The 16,881-nt window shown below is 69.8% G+C and carries 15 protein-coding genes; 11 read left to right on the top strand and 4 right to left on the bottom strand.

Going from position 1 to position 16,881, the window contains the following annotated elements:
* Positions 1 to 156: 156 nt before the first annotated feature.
* Together DPQ65_RS11220 and DPQ65_RS11215 are read left to right on the top strand one after the other, a co-directional pair.
* Positions 157 to 699: a type II secretion system F family protein gene (locus DPQ65_RS11220; RefSeq protein WP_162802173.1), complete on the top strand. Its 543-nt coding sequence runs from the start codon at positions 157 to 159 to the stop codon at positions 697 to 699.
* The gene (locus DPQ65_RS11215; protein ID WP_114907398.1) at positions 696 to 1,298 is read left to right on the top strand and encodes a type II secretion system F family protein; all 603 of its coding nucleotides are present in this window, start codon (positions 696 to 698) and stop codon (positions 1,296 to 1,298) included. The genes DPQ65_RS11220 and DPQ65_RS11215 overlap by 4 nt, the downstream gene beginning before the upstream one ends.
* 96 nt (positions 1,299 to 1,394) lie before the next feature.
* Here DPQ65_RS11215 and DPQ65_RS11210 read toward each other — a convergent pair whose 3' ends face one another.
* Together DPQ65_RS11210 and DPQ65_RS11205 are read right to left on the bottom strand one after the other, a co-directional pair.
* On the bottom strand, positions 1,395 to 2,762 hold the full coding sequence (locus DPQ65_RS11210; protein ID WP_114907397.1) for an FAD-binding oxidoreductase: 1,368 nt from the start codon (positions 2,760 to 2,762) through the stop codon (positions 1,395 to 1,397).
* Complete coding sequence (locus tag DPQ65_RS11205) at positions 2,759 to 3,586, bottom strand: hypothetical protein (protein ID WP_114907396.1); 828 nt, start codon at positions 3,584 to 3,586, stop codon at positions 2,759 to 2,761. Before DPQ65_RS11205 ends, DPQ65_RS11210 begins: the two co-directional genes overlap by 4 nt.
* A gap of 194 nt (positions 3,587 to 3,780) precedes the next feature.
* On the opposite strand from DPQ65_RS11205, the gene DPQ65_RS11200 reads away from it, so the two are divergent.
* From DPQ65_RS11200 to DPQ65_RS11180, 5 genes are all read left to right on the top strand, one after another.
* Positions 3,781 to 4,266, top strand: coding sequence for a Dps family protein (locus DPQ65_RS11200; protein ID WP_114907395.1), 486 nt, complete (start codon positions 3,781 to 3,783; stop codon positions 4,264 to 4,266).
* A 77-nt stretch (positions 4,267 to 4,343) separates the two neighbouring features.
* Positions 4,344 to 4,727: a hypothetical protein gene (locus tag DPQ65_RS11195; RefSeq protein ID WP_162802172.1), complete on the top strand. Its 384-nt coding sequence runs from the start codon at positions 4,344 to 4,346 to the stop codon at positions 4,725 to 4,727.
* 191 nt (positions 4,728 to 4,918) lie between these two features.
* The gene (locus tag DPQ65_RS11190; protein ID WP_202863090.1) at positions 4,919 to 5,131 is read left to right on the top strand and encodes a DUF4244 domain-containing protein; all 213 of its coding nucleotides are present in this window, start codon (positions 4,919 to 4,921) and stop codon (positions 5,129 to 5,131) included.
* A gap of 29 nt (positions 5,132 to 5,160) precedes the next feature.
* Positions 5,161 to 5,499, top strand: a complete 339-nt coding sequence (locus DPQ65_RS11185) for a TadE family type IV pilus minor pilin (protein ID WP_114907392.1) — start codon at positions 5,161 to 5,163, stop codon at positions 5,497 to 5,499.
* Positions 5,500 to 5,555: 56 nt separating this feature from the next.
* Positions 5,556 to 5,984 carry an Rv3654c family TadE-like protein gene (locus DPQ65_RS11180; protein WP_162802171.1) on the top strand — a complete coding sequence of 143 codons (429 nt, stop codon included), beginning with the start codon at positions 5,556 to 5,558 and terminating at the stop codon, positions 5,982 to 5,984.
* 41 nt (positions 5,985 to 6,025) lie between these two features.
* Here DPQ65_RS11180 and DPQ65_RS11175 read toward each other — a convergent pair whose 3' ends face one another.
* Positions 6,026 to 6,520: a hypothetical protein gene (locus DPQ65_RS11175; protein WP_162802170.1), complete on the bottom strand. Its 495-nt coding sequence runs from the start codon at positions 6,518 to 6,520 to the stop codon at positions 6,026 to 6,028.
* A gap of 107 nt (positions 6,521 to 6,627) precedes the next feature.
* Complete coding sequence (locus DPQ65_RS11170; protein WP_420330088.1) at positions 6,628 to 8,943, bottom strand: DEAD/DEAH box helicase; 2,316 nt, start codon at positions 8,941 to 8,943, stop codon at positions 6,628 to 6,630.
* A 157-nt stretch (positions 8,944 to 9,100) separates the two neighbouring features.
* Between DPQ65_RS11170 and DPQ65_RS11165 the strand changes: the two genes are divergently transcribed.
* The 4 genes from DPQ65_RS11165 to DPQ65_RS11150 all read left to right on the top strand — a co-directional run bounded on the left by DPQ65_RS11165 (position 9,101) and on the right by DPQ65_RS11150 (position 16,876).
* Positions 9,101 to 11,350, top strand: a complete 2,250-nt coding sequence (locus DPQ65_RS11165; protein ID WP_114907388.1) for a sodium-translocating pyrophosphatase — start codon at positions 9,101 to 9,103, stop codon at positions 11,348 to 11,350.
* Between the two features lie 104 nt (positions 11,351 to 11,454).
* Complete coding sequence (locus DPQ65_RS11160) at positions 11,455 to 12,990, top strand: DUF7059 domain-containing protein (RefSeq protein WP_202863089.1); 1,536 nt, start codon at positions 11,455 to 11,457, stop codon at positions 12,988 to 12,990.
* Positions 12,991 to 13,139: 149 nt separating this feature from the next.
* Entirely contained in the window at positions 13,140 to 14,870 is a 1,731-nt protein-coding gene (locus DPQ65_RS11155; RefSeq protein ID WP_114907516.1) for an ABC transporter ATP-binding protein, read from the top strand.
* Positions 14,870 to 16,876, top strand: a complete 2,007-nt coding sequence (locus tag DPQ65_RS11150; RefSeq protein WP_114907387.1) for an ABC transporter ATP-binding protein — start codon at positions 14,870 to 14,872, stop codon at positions 16,874 to 16,876. Before DPQ65_RS11155 ends, DPQ65_RS11150 begins: the two co-directional genes overlap by 1 nt.
* Positions 16,877 to 16,881 lie beyond the last annotated feature (5 nt).

Here is a 16,881-nt window from a genome sequence, read left to right as displayed (position 1 = left end):
CTGCTTGCCGTGCTCATCTGGCCGGCTGGACGGGCCGAACGCGCGGTGCGCGCCAGGTCATGCCGCGACAACCGTCCGGCCGCGAGTCTGAGGAGGCGGTGGCATGACTCCCTCGGGCGTGCCCGCCGAATCCCGGGCCTTCCGAAGCGGGGGCAGGTGATCGAGTCAGCGCGTTGGCTGCCGCTCCTGGACCAGTTGTCCTCCTCACTGCGGGTGGGACTACCCCCGGCGGAGGCCCTGGCGCTCTCCTTGCGGGGAAGTGAGGAGCGGGTGCGCGAGCAGCTCGCCGGGGTTCTGGACGCGGCTCGCGCCGGACGAGCCTGCGGGCCGGCGTGGTTGCGTGCGGCTCGGTCCGCTCAGAGCGGTGAGCTCGAGCTCCTCGCCCGGTCGTGGCTGATCAGCGAGCGACTCGGTGCACCCCTGGCCGATGCCGTGGACAGCGCCGGTCGTGCGCTCCGGTCGGGGCGTGATCTGGCGAGCCGGCTGGAGACCGCCACTGTCGGTGCGCGAACAACCGCAGCGATCCTGTCCTTGCTCCCCGTGGCGGGGCTCGGGATCGCGCTCCTGATGGGGATCGGGCCGAACGAGCTCTACGGCACGCCCGTTGCCCTCCTGAGCCTGGGGCTGGGAGTCGCAGTGATCCTCGTGGGTCGTCTGATCGTCGCGCGGATGATCACCAGGGTGGTGCGCCAGCAGTGACGGACGCACTGGTGCCGGCAGTCCTGGTCGGGCTCGCCGTGCTGGCCTGGCCCTCGCACCGCGACGCGCAGGTGTTCGTGGTGGCCGGGCACGGCTCGGACCGCCTGCGTCGCCGAGCGCCCGCTCGGTGGAGCAGGCGCTCGAGTGAGCCGGAGCTCACCGTGCCCGACGTGCTCGACCTGCTGGCGCTGGCGTTGCAGGCTGGTGCCAGCACGATGGGCGCGCTGCGCACGACCGCCGACCGGCTGCCCGGACTGACTGGCCAGGAGCTGCGCTCAGTCGCGGCTGCACTGGAGTGGGGACTGCCCGATGAGACCGCGTGGGGGGCTGCCCCGGCCCGCTGGGAGCCCGCGGGTCGAGCACTACGGTTGGCCGCCCGTGCCGGTGTGCCCCCGGCGGACCTGTTGCGGCGTGCCGCCGAGGACGCCCGACGGGAGCGACTGGACCGAGTCGAGACCGCCACTGCGCGCCTCGGGGTGCGGTTGGTGCTCCCCCTGGGGCTCGCTTTCCTCCCCGGGTTCGTGCTGACCACGGTGGTGCCCGTGGTGCTTGCCCTGGCCGGTTCCCTCATCAGCAGCGGACAACCCCTCCAGCCGTGACCGCGGCAGGAGACCCAGCGGCTGCAGGCGGAACGAGGCGCCCGTCAGGGAGGTGAGCCTGTCCAACAGGTTGGCGCACCCGACAGCCGCAGATGCCTACAGCAGCACGCCAGGGTTGAGCAGCCCGTCTGGGTCGAGGGCGGTCTTGATGGCGGCTGTCAACTGCATGACGTCGGGCCCCACCTGATCCGGCAGCCAGGCCTTCTTGAGCCGACCGACGCCGTGCTCACCGGTGATGGTCCCGTCCAGGGAGATGGCCAGGTCCATGATCTGACCGAAGGCATCCTGGGCGCGGTCGTGCTGCGCCGAGTCACCGGGGTCGTAGGCGATCAGAGGGTGCGTGTTGCCGTCCCCAGCGTGGGCGATCAGCGAGATCGTCACGGACTGGGCGGCGGCGATCCGGGCCACGCCATCGATCAGGTCCGGCAACGCTGGGAGGGGCACCCCGACGTCCTCCAGCAGCAGCGACCCGAGGCGCTCCACCGCTGGGATCGCCGCCCGACGCGCCGCGGTGAAGGCCTCGCCCTCGACCGGGTCGTCCGTCATGAAGCACTCTGTGGCGCCGTGCGACTCAAAGGCCTGTTGGATCAGGGCCACCTCCTCGGCCCCAGCGACACCCGGAGCATCGGACTGGGCGATGAGCAGGGCGGCCGCGTCCCGTGGCAGTCCCATGGTGACCATGTCCTCGACGGCGTTGATCGCGACCGCGTCCATAAACTCCAGCATCGCCGGCCGGATCCTGTCGGTGACGGCCACGACAGCGCTGCTGGCGCCGGCAACCGTCGGGAAGACCCCGACCACTGTGCTCGCTGCCGGTTGCGCGGGGAGCAGCCGCAGGATGACCTCGGTGATGATGCCGAGGACCCCCTCGCTGCCGACGAACAGTTTCGTCAGGGGCAGCCCTGCCGAGTCCTTGATCTGTCGGCCTCCGAGCCGGACAGCCCGACCGTCGGCCAGCACGACCTCCAGGCCCAGCACGTAGTCCACGGTCACGCCGTACTTCACGCAGCACAGGCCACCTGCGTTGGTCGCGACGTTGCCGCCGATCGAGCAGATCTCAAAGCTCGAGGGGTCTGGCGGATACCAGAGCCCCTCGGCTGCCGCCGCTGCCTTCACCTCGGCATTGAGCAGCCCCGGCTGCACTGTCGCGGTCCGGGTGGTGCTGTCGATGCGCAGGTCCCGCATCCGCTCCGTGGACAGCACAATGGCCCCGTCCACAGCGGTCGAGCCGCCCGAGAGGCTGGTGCCGGCGCCACGAGTGACGACCTTGATCTGGTGCGCGGCACACCACCGGACCACCGCCTGCACTTCGGCCGTGGCTGTTGGGCGAACGAGTGCCAGAGGGGTGCCCGCACCCGGATCCATCGCGCGGTCCTGCCGGTAGCCCGCCAGGATGTCGGGGTCCGTCACGACCATCCCCTCAGGCAGGTCGGCCGCCAACTGTGCCAAGGCGTCCCCGGTCATGGTGCGGGCGCCTCGCTCGGGTCGACGGCGTCTTGCGTCTCTTCCTCGTCGACGCTGAAGCCGCACTGCTTCTGCTCCATCTCGACCTGCTTGGTGAGACGTGACTTCCCAGCGGCGTGAGCGTCAGCGACGGTGCCGGAGTAGATCGTGTTGTCCTTGGACTCCAGGTTGACTGCGGAGGCGTCCTCGCAGAGATGGAAGACCTCACCGGCACTGGTCCAGTAGACAAGGTCCTCGCCGGTGATGTCGATGACCGTGGACGACTCCGCGGTGTACTGCTCGACGGACGGCGGGTCCCAGTCGACGCTGACCAGCGTTGCGACCACCGCCACAACGACACCGACCGTGCCAGCGATGGCCTTGTCCTTCTTGTCCAGGTCCTCGTTGAGCAGGATCATCACGATCAGCGGCAGGAAGGCGATGATCGTGATGATGGCCCCGAGCTGGTTCTGCACGAAGAACCGCACGGTGTCCTTGCGCTCTGCAGGATCCAGTCGGTTCGCCTTCTTCCACAGCAGCGAACCACCGATGGCCAGGGCGCCGATGACCACGATCAGCCCGATCAACAGGACCATGTTGATGTCGCCCTGCCGCAGCACCCAGAAGATCGCCACCAGCTCGCCGGCGATTGCCAGGGCCCACAGCAGGCCGGCTATCAGTCGAAAGGTCCCTGCCTTCTTGCGTGCCTCCGGAGTCGCCTGCCACTGCGGCCCATCGTCTCGGGGTTGGTCGATACGGCCGGTCTCTGGCGCCTTATCGCCCGCCTCTGGCGTCTTCTCGACGCGGACGACCTTCTTGCCCGAGGAGGACTTCTTCTGAGCCATGGCAACTCCCGTGACGTCTGCACCGCTGGGTGGGTATGGCCACCTAATATGGCACGACGGGACCCGAGCAGGCGCCCTTGGGCGGGCTCTAAGGTCAGCCTTCTCTTGCTTGCGGGGAGGTGGGAACTAGGGGAAGTTGTGGTGTGTGGGTTGCCTCGGTTGGAGGCGGCCCGACAACCTTCGAGGAGGAATCCATGACCACCACTCGCACCTCCGACGCCCTGGCCACGACGTCCGAGGTCGCTGCTGGCGCCGCCCAGCTGCTGACCCCGGTCGTCATTGACCTGGAGGCCCTCGTCGTCAACGGCAAGCAGGCGCACTGGCACGTGCGTGGCGCCAACTTCGTGGGCGTGCACGAGTTGCTGGACAGCATCGTCGCCCACGCCCAGCAGTTCGCCGACGACGCCGCTGAGCGAGTTGTCGCCCTCGGACTGCCCCTGGATGCTCGCATCGAGACCGTGGCCGCAAAGAACACGTTGCCGGCGCTGACCGAGGGGTTCATCTCTTCGGCAGACCTGGTGCCTCAGGTCGTCGCGCAGCTCGATGCCGCGATTGCGACCACGCGCGAGGCAGTCAAGGGGCTCGACGAGGTCGACCTGGCCAGCCAGGACGTGGCGATCGCGATCGAGCAGGGCCTGGTGAAGGATCGCTGGTTCCTGCAGGCGCACGTCGCCGGCTGATCCGCGCCGCCGGGAGCGACTCACACCGTGGAGGACCAGGTTTCCCAGATTTGGTTAGGCTAACCTACACTCGCGGTGTGAGTCGTCGGCGTGGTCCTTCCATCAGGGTGTGCATCTTCGCTGATGTCTGCGATGTCGCGGAGGCTCAGCAGGTGCTCCTCTCCCTGCCGTCGGACGCCTACGGTCAGGTGTACATAGCAACCGATCGGCGGGGTCACCAGGCGTTGATCGCGCCGGACCGCGTGCAGATCAACCGGGTGCGGCAGCGTCCTGGCTCCTGTGCGCTGGGCGAGGCTCTGGCCGGCTGGACCGCCGAGTGGTTGCCGGAGGGTGGGTCCGGAGACGACGTCCCGACGGTGTGGGTGCTCCCCGGTGCCACGACCGCCCTGGCTGCCGCGGACCATGAGGGTGTGACCCGACTGATCACCGCCCTGCCGAGCAGTCAGTTGATCCACGGCTGAGCCACCAGCGACCAACTCCACCAGTGAGCCCCGGATCCGCCCGTCGAGCGGACCGGGGCTCAGTTGTGTGCACAGCGCGTCCACCACGTTCGGCTTGTCCACAGATCCCCTCAGGGCCTGTCGACGCACCTGTGGCTGGGGGAGTCTCGTCCAAAGGGAGCAACCGGTTCCCGTCAGGGATGGAGGCAACTATGAGGAAGTCACTGGAGCGGCGTCACGGATGGCGCCGGCTGAGTGAGTCACTGTCGACGGCGCGCGAGGCAGGGATGACGACGGCGGAGTATGCCGTGGGGACCATCGCGGCGTGCGCGTTCGCTGCCGTGCTGCTCGCCATCGTGCAGTCCGGTGGGATCGAGTCCCTGGTGACCAAGGTCGTCAAGGTGGCTCTCTCGGTCTCGCTGTGAGCGCCTGCGGGCACCGCCACGAGGGCGGAATGGCGACGGCCGAGCTGGCCGTTGTCATCCCAGCCCTGGTGGCGGTGCTCGCCCTGTGCCTGAGCGGGCTCGGGTTGGCGGTGGACCAGATCCGGGCCGTCGATGCTGCCCGGATCGCTGCCCGGGCCGCTGCACGGGGTGAGCCGGTCGACGCGGTGCGTGAGCTGGCGCAGCAGGCTGCACCACCAGGGTCGGACGTGACGGTCGACGAGGCGGGGGACCGGGTGCGGGTCACCGTGACGGCACCGCCCCGCACGCGCTATCTGTCGGCACTGCCGCGCGCGAGCGCGAGTGTCGAGGCGGTCCTTGAGCCGGCTGCCCGGATGGGATCGCCATGAGAACGGCGACGCCCTGTCCTGTCCAACCCGTGACACCTGTCGGACGGACCAGGCGGGTGGCCGATGATGACACGTCCGGGGAGCGGGGCTCGGCCACCGTGCTCGGCCTCGGGGCGATCCTGCTGACCCTGTCGCTGCTCCTCGCCCTCCTGGTGCTCGGGGCAGCCGTTCACGGGAGCCTGCAGGCCCGCGCCGCAGCCGACGCTGCGGCGCTCGCCGGGGCGGGTGTCCTGCTCGAGGGAGGAGATGAGGCCGCGGCCTGCGCCGCTGCGAAGAAACTATCCACCGCCAACGGTGGGCAACTCCTCCACTGCGAGCACCGCACCGACGCCGCACGCGGCACCACCGGCACCGCCACCACAGCACGTTTGCGCGTCGAGGTGGGCATCACCGTCTCGGGGCTGCGCAGTCTGCAGGCGCGAGCCGTGGCGCACGCCGGTGCGGTCCCGCACGGTGAACCGGTTGATGCGCGGGGCGACCAATGACCGGCCGGGGCGGCGCGCCTTGGGCAGGTGAAACGAGCCCGTCAGGGACGGTCGCCGCCAGGGGTTGTGCCGTCCCTGGGGTAGTCACTCGGCAGGGCGACGTCGTGAGTCCCCTCCTGCGGTGGCGGGGGAGGTGCCTGCCCCGCACTACCGGCGGGGACGTCCCGCTCATACGAGCCGGGCGCGGGCTGCCTCTGATCCTCGACGGGCCGTTCCGGGTGGTCCGCGGGGTGCTGCCGGGGCGGATCCTCTCGGGTGCTGCGCCGTCCTGTGTCGCCGTCGCGTACGGCTGCGCGCAGCTCTTTGACCTCGCGACGCCGCCGCCGCTGTGCGCGGAGCCCCAACGTCAGCACGAACAGTCCGAGGACCAGGACAACGAGCGTGGCGGCGCCCAGGAGATACAGGTGCATCGGTGTGAGTTCGACGGCGAAGACACCGAGGTCGATCCGGAGTGGGTCCAGGTCCTGGGTGCCGAACAGCATGTAGCCGAAGACGATGAGGGCCGCTGCGGTCAGCAACAATCCGAGAATAAGCACGATCTGCCTCCCGTGGTGTGATCTGCCCTGACAGTCTGTGACAGTAACGGTTCGACGGTGGTGACGCCTGGTCAGCGGCCTGGCCCGCACATCGGGACTGTCCGGGATCAACCAGCGGACAGCAGGTGCGCGAGCGTCCGCAGCGCGCCAGATTTGCTCAGCGGTTCGTTGCCATTCCCGCACTTCGGGGACTGGACGCAGGAGGGGCAGCCGGAGGAGCACTCACAGGAGCGCACCGTGTCCAGCGTCGCCGTCAGCCACTCAATTGCCCGGTGGAACCCCTGCTCGGCGAAGCCGGCCCCACCGGGATGTCCGTCATAGACCAGGACGGTCGGCAGCCCGGTGTCGGCGTGCAGCGCCGTGGAGACCCCGCCGATGTCCCAGCGGTCGCACGTGGCGATGAGCGGCAGCAACCCGATCGAGGCGTGCTCGGCCGCGTGCAGAGCGCCCGGGATGTCGGCCTCCCCGACGCCGGCCAGGGCGAGCTCGTCCTCGGGCAGCGTCCACCAGACTGCCATCGTGGACAGGGTGCGTCGCGGCAGGTCCAGCGGGTGCTCGCCGATCACCTCACCGGTGGGCAACCGCCGCAGGAAGGAGGTGACCTGGTGGGTGACCTCGACCGCGCCCCAGGACAAGGTCGCCGGGCCCCACTGATGCTGTCGCGCGGTGTGCAGGATCCGGAACTCACTGGTTGACCGGGCCTGGGTGCTCCACCCCGGGTCACCGGCCACCACGTGGGCCGCAGCGTCCGCGAGGTCGAGCTCGGTGACGACGTGCGGCTGGCCCTGGTGCAGATAGACCGCACCGGTGTGCACCGCCGAGTCCGCGCGGGCCTGGTCCACGGTGCCCAGCACCCGCCCCGTGCGGCTCTCCACGATGCGCACGGTCCGACCGATGCCACGCAGCTCCACATGGTCGCTGGCCCGGTCGGGCCGGGCCCAGAACCACCCTGCGGGTCGGCGCCGCAGCACCCCGCCGGCGACGAGCGACTCGGCCAGCTGCGGGACGGTCGGGCCGAACCACTCGGTGTCCGCTTCCGTCAGTGGCAGCTCGGCCGCCGCGGCGGCGAGGTGCGGGGTCAGGACGTGCGGGTTCGCCGGGTCAAAGACGCTCGCCTCGACCGGTGCCGCGAAGATCGCCTCCGGGTGGTGCACGAGATAGGTGTCGAGCGGGTCGTCGGCGGCCACCAGCACCGCGAGCGAGGGCGTGCCGGAACGCCCGGCCCGTCCCGCCTGCTGCCACAGTGAGGCCCGGGTGCCCGGCCACCCCGCGACGAGCACCGCATCGAGCCCCGCGATGTCGATGCCCAGTTCCAGGGCGCTGGTGGCGGCCAGTCCGAGCAGCTCACGCTCCCGCAGCGACCGTTCCAGCTCGCGACGCTCCTCGGGAAGGTAGCCGCCGCGGTAGGCAGCGACCCGCGGAGCGAGCGAGGGGTCCACCCCCGTCAGGTCCCGGCGGGTGGCCGCCGCCACTGCCTCGACCCCGACGCGGGAGCGCGCGAAGGCCACCGTCTGCACGTCGTGCAGGACCAGATCCGCCAGCAGCGTCGCCGACTCGGACACAGCACTGCGCCGGCTGTCCTCGCCGTCCAGCGGCGGTTCCCACAGGGCGAAGGTCGTCGCCTCACGCGGCGAACCGTCGTGCGTGATCGCCGTGACCGGCGCTCCGATCAGGGCCTCCGCCAACGACTCGGGCGCCGCGATCGTCGCTGAGGCGAACAGGACCGTGGGCCGGGACCCATAGCGGGCGGCAACGCGCAGGAGGCGGCGCAGCACCGCCGACACGTGCGCGCCGAAGACGCCTCGATAGACATGACACTCGTCGACAACGACATAGCGCAGCGCCCGGAGGAAGGGCGCCCACTGCGCGTGGCCGGGCAACAGGGCGTGGTGCAGCAGGTCGGGGTTGGACAGCACGTAGTGCGCGTGGTCCCGGATCCAGCGACGCTCGTCGGTGGGCGTGTCACCGTCATAGACCGCAGAGCGCACCCCCGGGACGCTCATGGCCTCCAGCCGGGCGAGCTGGTCAGCAGCCAGCGCCTTGGTCGGCGCCAGGTAGAGCGCGGTCGCACCGCGCCCGGTGGGGGCGTGGCTGCCCTCGGCCAGGGCGGTGAGCACGGGCACCAGGAAGCCGAGCGACTTGCCCGAGGCGGTGCCGGTCGCACAGACCGTGTGGCGGCCCGCCCGGGCCAGTTCGGCCAGCTGCGCCTGGTGCGACCACAGGTGCGTGACCCCCGCACCCGACCAGGCGGCATACACGCCGGGGTCCACCCACTCCGGCCACGGCACCTGCTCGGCTTCCCGCCGGGGGAGGTGGCGCACGTGGACCAGTCGTTCACGACGGGCACCCCGCGCCAGGTGGTCCAGCGCGGCACGGGGGTCGAAGTCTCGGGGCATCGCGGTCACCGTATGCCGTGTCGGCATCGGGGGCAGTGTGTGGCATGTCACATGTGTCACCTAGTGTGGCCCCCGTTACAGTGGCGGCCACATGCCACACCACTGAACTGTGCAGTCCGGTCGAGGGCGACCGGCGTCTCCCAGGAGGTCACATGCCACATCGTCGTCGTTCGGAGCCAGAGCTATGAGAGACATCGACCTATCAGGCGGTGAGATCTCAATCGTCGTCGTCGTCGCGCTCATCGCGCTGGCCGCGCTGGTGATGGGGCTCAAGTTCCGACAGGAGGTGCTGGCCACCGAGCCGGGCACCCCCAGCATGCAGGAGATCGGGAAGGCCGTGCAGGAGGGGGCTCAGGCCTATCTCCAACGGCAGTTTAAGACGCTCGCCATCTTCGTGGTCGTCGCCTTCCTGCTGCTGTTCGCCCTGCCGGCGGACGACACCGCGGTGCGGATCGGTCGTTCGGTCTTCTTCGTCCTGGGGGCCGGGTTCTCGGCCGGAATCGGCTATCTCGGCATGAACCTGGCGACGGCCGCCAACATGCGGGTGGCCGAGGCCGCGCGCAACCTGGACCGCGACAAGGGCATGCAGATCGCCTTCCGCACCGGCGGCACCGTCGGCATGGCGACCGTCGGACTGGGGCTGCTGGGAGCAGCGCTGGTGGTGCTCTTCTACCAGGGCAACGCGCCGCAGGTGCTGGAGGGCTTCGGCTTCGGTGCCGCCCTGCTGGCGATGTTCATGCGGGTCGGCGGTGGCATCTTCACCAAGGCTGCTGACGTGGGTGCCGACCTGGTCGGCAAGGTCGAGGCGGGCATCCCCGAGGACGACCCGCGCAACGCCGCCACCATCGCCGACAACGTCGGCGACAACGTCGGTGACTGTGCCGGCATGGCGGCCGACCTGTTCGAGTCGTATGCCGTGACCCTGGTCGCGGCGCTCATCCTCGGCTCCGCGGCACTCGGGTCGGAGGGGCTCACCTTCCCCCTGATCATCCCGGCCATCGGTGCGCTCACCGCGATCGCGGGGGTCTACCTGACCAAGGGCCGTGCCGGAGAGAGTGCCCTGGTCACCATCAACCGCGGCTTCTACATCTCGGCGCTCGTGGCTGCGGGTGTGTGTGCGGTCGCGGCCTTCATCTTCCTGCCTGGCGAGGTCGACGGCCTGGACCTCGACCCGAGTGTCCGGGTCGCGGCCGCCGTGATCATCGGCATCGTCCTGGCCGCGTTCATCCTCTGGCTGACCGGCTACTTCACCGGCACTGACTCCAAGCCCACCAAGACCGTGGCCAAGACCTCGCTGACTGGCCCGGCCACCGTGGTGCTCTCGGGGATCGGCGTCGGTTTCGAGTCCGCCGTCTACACCGCGGCGACCATCGCCGGGGCGATCTTCGTGCTGTTCACCCTCGGTGGCGGTGGCCTGATCTTCACCCTGTTCCTGGTCGCGATGGCCGGCTGCGGGCTGCTGACCACGGTCGGCATGATCGTGGCGATGGACACCTTCGGGCCGGTCTCCGACAACGCCCAGGGCATCGCGGAGATGTCCGGCGACGTCGACGGCGAGGGCGCTCAGATCCTCACCGAGCTGGACGCGGTCGGCAACACCACCAAGGCGGTCACCAAGGGCATCGCGATCGCCACGGCCGTGCTGGCCGCCACGGCGCTGTTCGGGTCCTACTTCGACGCCATCACGAACGCGGTCGACTCCGTGGACGACATCAACGAGATGATGAACTCGCTGATCGTCTTCGACCCGCGTGCGCTGGTCGGGATCATCCTCGGCGGCTCGGTGGTCTTCATGTTCTCCGGCCTGGCGATCGACGCCGTGACCCGGGCGGCGGGAGCCATCGTCTTCGAGGTGCGCCGCCAGTTCCGCGAGAAGCCCGGCATCATGAACTTCTCGGAGAAGCCCGACTACGCCCGCGTCGTGGACATCTGCACCCGCGACTCCCTGCGCGAGCTGGCCACCCCCGGCCTGTTGGCGATCATGGCCCCGATCGCGGTCGGCTTCGGCCTGGGCGTCAGCGCCCTCGCCGGCTACCTCGCAGGTGCCATCGGCACCGGCGTGCTGATGGCGGTCTTCCTGGCCAACTCCGGTGGTGCCTGGGACAACGCCAAGAAGATCGTCGAGGACGGTCATCACGGCGGCAAGGGCTCCGCGGCCCACGAGGCGACCGTCATCGGCGACACGGTCGGTGACCCGTTCAAGGACACCGCCGGCCCGGCCATCAACCCGCTCATCAAGGTGATGAACCTGGTGGCGCTGCTGATCGCGCCGGCCGTCGTGGGGCTGACCTACGGCGACGGCGCCAACGACATCCTGCGCTGGCTGATCGCCTTCGTCGCGATCGCCTCCATCGTGGGAGCGATCTGGGTCAGCAAGCGGCGTGGCACCGCCATCGGCGAGGACACGCCGGAGCAGGCGCGACAGCTTGGCTGACGACGTGGGTCGATGACGCGCACTGAACGCCGGTCCCACCGTGGGGTCTCCCACGGTGGGACCGGCGTGTGCCGACCCTGCGTCCTCGGGTGCGGGCTGGTCCGGTGAGCTCCCGCAGCCGCTACCCAGCCCCCGCCGGCACCCGTGAGGAGCTGACCCGCCTGCGGGCCGACCTGGTCGAGGCGGGCTACACCACCGATCACCTGGCCGAGCTGCTCGGGCCGCTCGCCTCCGCCGCCCTGCACCGCGACCAGCCGTTGGCCGCGCGGCGGGTGCTGCACAGGAGCACGGACCCGGCCGCCGTCCTGGTCCGGCTCCTGGTGCTCGGAGACGCCGTGTCGGCCGAGGAGCTGTCCTCGGCCCTGCCGCGCACGGGTGTCGAGGGCGTCCTCCAGCTCGGCCTCGCGGTGCCCGCCGACCCCGATGCGGGTGCGCCGGGCCTGCCACCGTTGGAGGGCACCTGCGACCTGCGCCCCTACGGGGACGACCAGCACGACTGGTGGGTCGCCTCGGACCTGTCCGAGCTGGCTCTGGGCGGCCCCCTGCCCACCGATCATGTGCTGGGCGTCGGAGGAGCGTCCACGACTCTCGCCGCGTGGTCGCCGCGGCCGCAGGTGTCCCGCGTCCTCGACCTGGGCACCGGCTGCGGTGTCCAGGCGCTGCACGCGAGCGGCCACGCCGACCGTGTCGTCGCGACCGACCTCTCGGCGCGTGCCCTGGAGTTCGCGACGTTCACGGCAGGCCTCAACGGGCTGGACCTGGACCTGCGGCAGGGGTCGCTGCTCGCACCGGTCGCCACCGAGCAGTTCGACCTGGTCATCTCCAACCCGCCGTTCGTCATCACCCCGCGCCGGGACGGTGTCCCGCTCTTCGAGTACCGCGACGGCGGCGCGCCCGGTGACACGATCGTGGCCACCCTGGTCCGTGACCTGGCCGGCGTCCTGGCACCGGGCGGCATCGCGCAGCTGCTGGGCAACTGGGAGCTGCGCGCGGGTGAGGAGTGGACCGAGCACGTGGGGGAGTGGGTGGCCGGCACCGGCCTGGACGCGTGGGTCATCCAGCGGGAGACCCAGGACGCGGCCGAGTATGCCGAGACCTGGGCCCGCGACGGCGGTCACCGACCCGGGACACCAGAGTTTGAGGAGCTGTATGCCGCGTGGCTGGACGACTTTGCCGCGCGCGGCATCGAGCGGGTCGGGTTCGGGATCATCACCCTGCAGCGACCCCTGACCGAGCGACTCCCGTTCTGCGACCTGGAAGAGGTCAGCGGCCCGGTGGCCCAACCCGCCGGGCCGGCGGTGCTCGCGGGGCTGCGGGCCCGCACGTGGCTCGCCGAGCACACCGATGCGGAGCTGCTCGCGGTGCCGTGGTCCGTGGCCTCCGACGTGACCGAGGAGCGGATCGGGCGGCCCGGAGAGCCGGACCCGATGGTCATCCAGGTGCGGCAGGGAGGCGGCCTGCGTCGCACGGTCCGCCTCGACACCGTCGCCGCCGGCCTGGTGGGTGCCAGCGACGGCGAGCTGACAGCAGAGCAGATTCTGGGCGGCATCGCGGTGCTCACCGAGCAGGACGTCGACGGCCTGCGTGCCGGCGTGCTGGCCACCCTGCGCACCCTGATCGCTGACGGGCTGCTGCGCTGAGCGGGCGCCCCGGGCAGCAGGACCCCGTCGGCACGTAGGGGCAGGGAGGCAGGACAGTGATCGTTGGGTGTCCGGGAAACTGATTGGGTCGGTCGCGTTCTCGCACATAGCATGACGAGCATGCCGTTATGCGCACGGAGCGCTGGTCGATGCTGATCCGCCTCCTCCGGAACCACCTGGGGCCCTACACCGGACTGGTGGCTGTCCTGCTGGTTTTGCAGCTGACCAGCACCATCGCCTCCCTGTTCCTGCCGAGTCTCAACGGCCGGATCATCGACGAGGGAGTCGCGCTCGGGCAGACCGGACCGATCCTGCGGCTGGGCGCGATCATGCTGGGGGTCTCCCTGCTCCAGGTGACGGTGACCATCGTGGCGACCTACCTGGCCTCCCGGACCTCGGCGTCGGTCGGGCGTGACGTCAGAGCATCGATCTTCGACCGGGTGGCGGTGTTCAGCGCCCAGGAGGTGGGCCGGTTCGGTGCCCCGACGCTGATCTCCCGGTCGACCAACGACATCACCCAGGTGCAGATGGTGCTGTTCATGGGGCTCACCCTGATGGTGGGTGTGCCGATCATGATGGTGGGCGGCGTCATCATGGCGCTGCGCGAGGATGTCGGCCTCTCCTGGCTGATGGCCGTCGCGGTGCCCCTGCTGGCCCTGGTGGTCGGCCTGATCATCCGCCGGATGGTCCCGCAGTTCACCCTGATGCAGCAGTCCATCGACTGGGTCAACCGGGTGCTGCGGGAGCAGATCACCGGCATCCGGGTGGTTCGCGCCTTTGTCCGCGAGGAGCACGAGCGGACCCGTTTCGCCGAGGCCAACACGCAGTACACCGGCACCGCGATCGCGGTCGGCAAGCTGATGGCACTGGTGTTCCCGCTGGTGATGCTGGTCTTCAACGCCTCCACCATCGCGGTCCTCTGGTTCGGTGCCTACCGGGTCGATGACGGTCACATGGAGGTCGGTGCCCTGACCGCCTTCATGCAGTACCTGATCTTCGTGCTGATGTCGGTCATGATGGCGACCTTCATGTCGACGATGATCCCGCGGGCCGTGGTGTCCGCAGGGCGGATCGTGGAGGTCCTGGACACCGAGTCCACGGTGGTGGAGCCGACCAGCCCGGTGACCATCCCGGAGGGGCCGGTCAGTGTCGAGTTCCGCGATGTGGAGTTCACCTACCCGGGCGCCGAGGTGCCGGTCCTGGAGGGCGTCAGCTTCACCGCGAGGCCGGGCCAGACCACGGCAGTCATCGGCTCGACCGGCGCCGGCAAGACCACGCTGGTCAACCTCATCCCGAGGCTCTATGACGTGACCGGGGGGTCGGTCCTGATGGGGGGCGTGGATGTCCGGGAGGCTGCCCTCGCTACGGTCTGGAGCCGCGTGGGGCTGGTCCCGCAGAAGCCGTACCTGTTCACCGGGTCGGTGGCCGACAACCTGCGCTACGGCGACTCGGACGCCTCCGAGGAGCAGCTCTGGGACGCGCTCCGCATCGCGCAGGGCACCGACTTCGTGCAGGCCATGCCCGACGGGCTGGACTCTGCGGTGGCCCAGGGTGGCAGCAACGTCTCGGGTGGGCAGCGGCAACGGCTCGCGATCGCGCGGGCGGTCGTCCGCCGACCCGACATCTACCTCTTCGACGACTCGTTCTCTGCGCTGGACCTGATGACGGACCGACGGTTGCGGGGCGCGCTGGAGCCCGAGACGGCCGAGGCAACCGTCATCGTGGTCGCCCAGCGCGTGTCCACGATCATCGGGGCCGACCAGATCGTGGTCCTGGAGGACGGTCGGGTCGTCGGCGTCGGCACGCACGACGAGCTGCTCCTGGACTGCACGACCTACCAGGAGATCGTGGAGTCCCAGGCCGTGGCGGAGGTGGCCTGATGACCGAGGGGGTCAAGAGCGATGAGGAGAAGGCCGCCGAGGCACGACGCGGCCCGCAGCGACCAGGTGGCGGCCCCGGGCACGGACTCGGCGTGCCGACGGAGAAGCCAGCCAACTTCGGACGCAGTGCCCGACGCCTGATCGGGCTGCTGCGCCCGGACCGGGCCGCCGTCATCGTCGTGGTGGCGCTCACCGCGGTCGCCGTCGTGCTCAACGCGATCGGCCCCTACATCCTGGCCCGCGCCACCGACATCATCTTCGCCGGGTTCTTCGGCAGGAGCATGCCGGCCGGAGTCACCCAGGAGCAGGCGGTGGAGGGCCTGCGGGAGCAGGGAGAGGAGACCCTCGCCGACATGATCTCGGCGATGGACTACCTCGTGCCGGGAGAGGGCGTCGACTTCGGAGCACTCGGCGAGGTGCTGTTGCTGGTGCTCGGTATCTACCTGGTGGCCTCCCTGGTCTCCTGGGTGCAGGCCCGGCTCCTGGTCATCGTGGTCAACCGGACGATCTTCAACCTGCGCCGGGACGTCGAGGACAAGCTCAACCGGCTACCGCTGCCCTACTTCGACCGGCAGCCGCGCGGCGAGGTGCTCAGCCGGGTCACCAACGACATCGACAATGTCGCCCAGAGTCTGCAGCAGACGCTCAGCCAGCTGCTGAACTCCCTGCTGACCGTGGTCGCGATGGTGGTCATGATGTTCGTGATCTCGCCGACGCTGGCGCTGGTCGCGCTGGTGACCATCCCGGTGTCCGTCGTGATCACCGCGGTGATCGGCAAGCGGGCGCAGAAGCAGTTCAAGCGGCAGTGGAAACACACGGGCGAGGTCAACGCCATCGTCGAGGAGACCTTCACCGGCCACGAGCTGATCAAGGTGTTCGGTCGGCAGGCCGAGAGCCGCCGCGCCTTCGACAAGGCCAACAACGACCTCTACCAGGCGGGCTTCGGCGCCCAGTTCATCTCCGGCATCATCATGCCGACGATGATGTTCGTCGGGAACCTCAACTACGTCGTCATCGCGGTCCTGGGCGGCCTGCGCGTTGCCTCCGGCACGATGAGCCTCGGCGAGGTGCAGGCCTTCATCCAGTACTCCCGCCAGTTCACCCAGCCCCTGACCCAGGTCGCCTCCATGGCCAACCTGATGCAGTCGGGTGTCGCCTCGGCCGAGCGGGTCTTCGAGGTGCTCGACGCCCCCGAGCAGGACCCGGAGTCGGTCAGCCCGGTGACCCTGGACGACCCGCACGGGTCCGTCTCCTTCGAGGACGTCACCTTCTCCTACGACCCGGAGCGCCAGCTGATCCACGACCTGGACCTCAGTGTGGAGCCGGGGCAGACGGTGGCGATCGTCGGACCGACCGGCGCCGGCAAGACCACCCTGGTCAACCTGCTCATGCGCTTCTACGAGCTGGACGGCGGCCGGATCACCCTGGACGGCGAGGACATCACCGACCTGACCCGCAAGGGACTGCGCTCGCGCATCGGGATGGTGCTGCAGGACACCTGGCTGTTCCAGGGGACGATCCGCGACAACATCGCCTACGGTCGACCCGACGCGACCGAGGAGGAGATCGTGCAGGCCGCCGAGGCGACCTACGTGGACCGCTTCGTGCGCACGCTGCCCGATGGCTATGACACCGAACTCAACTCCGAGGCCAGCAATGTCAGCGCCGGCGAGAAGCAGCTGATCACCATCGCCCGCGCCTTCCTGGCCAACCCGGCCCTGTTGATCCTCGACGAGGCCACCAGCTCGGTCGACACCCGCACCGAGCTGTTGCTGCAGCAGGCGATGAACGCCCTGCGCAGCGACCGCACCAGTTTCGTGATCGCGCACCGCCTGTCCACCATCCGGGATGCGGACCTGATCCTGGTGATGGAGAACGGTGGCATCGTCGAGCAGGGCACGCACGATGAGCTGCTGGCCGCCGGCGGTGCCTACGCCCGCCTCTACCAGTCCCAGTTCGCCGGGTCGGTCGTGGACGTCGACGAGGAACTGTCCACCCGGTCCTGATCGAC

Source organism: Ornithinimicrobium murale (genome assembly GCF_003352835.1).
GTDB classification, from domain to species: Bacteria; Actinomycetota; Actinomycetes; order Actinomycetales; family Dermatophilaceae; genus Ornithinicoccus; species Ornithinicoccus muralis.
This window is presented reverse-complemented; position numbering and strand designations above follow the sequence as displayed.

Excerpts from the sequence above, each read along its gene's own strand:
- DPQ65_RS11210 (WP_114907397.1), bottom strand. The coding sequence starts at position 2,762 with ATGACCGGGGACGCCTTGGCACAGTTGGCGGCCGACCTGCCTGAGGGG.
- DPQ65_RS11205 (WP_114907396.1), bottom strand. The coding sequence starts at position 3,586 with ATGGCTCAGAAGAAGTCCTCCTCGGGCAAGAAGGTCGTCCGCGTCGAG.
- DPQ65_RS11200 (WP_114907395.1), top strand. The coding sequence starts at position 3,781 with ATGACCACCACTCGCACCTCCGACGCCCTGGCCACGACGTCCGAGGTC.
- DPQ65_RS11190 (WP_202863090.1), top strand. The coding sequence starts at position 4,919 with ATGAGGAAGTCACTGGAGCGGCGTCACGGATGGCGCCGGCTGAGTGAG.
- DPQ65_RS11185 (WP_114907392.1), top strand. The coding sequence starts at position 5,161 with ATGGCGACGGCCGAGCTGGCCGTTGTCATCCCAGCCCTGGTGGCGGTG.
- DPQ65_RS11170 (WP_420330088.1), bottom strand. The coding sequence starts at position 8,943 with ATGCCGACACGGCATACGGTGACCGCGATGCCCCGAGACTTCGACCCC.
- DPQ65_RS11165 (WP_114907388.1), top strand. The coding sequence starts at position 9,101 with ATGAGAGACATCGACCTATCAGGCGGTGAGATCTCAATCGTCGTCGTC.
- DPQ65_RS11155 (WP_114907516.1), top strand. The coding sequence starts at position 13,140 with ATGCTGATCCGCCTCCTCCGGAACCACCTGGGGCCCTACACCGGACTG.
- DPQ65_RS11150 (WP_114907387.1), top strand. The coding sequence starts at position 14,870 with ATGACCGAGGGGGTCAAGAGCGATGAGGAGAAGGCCGCCGAGGCACGA.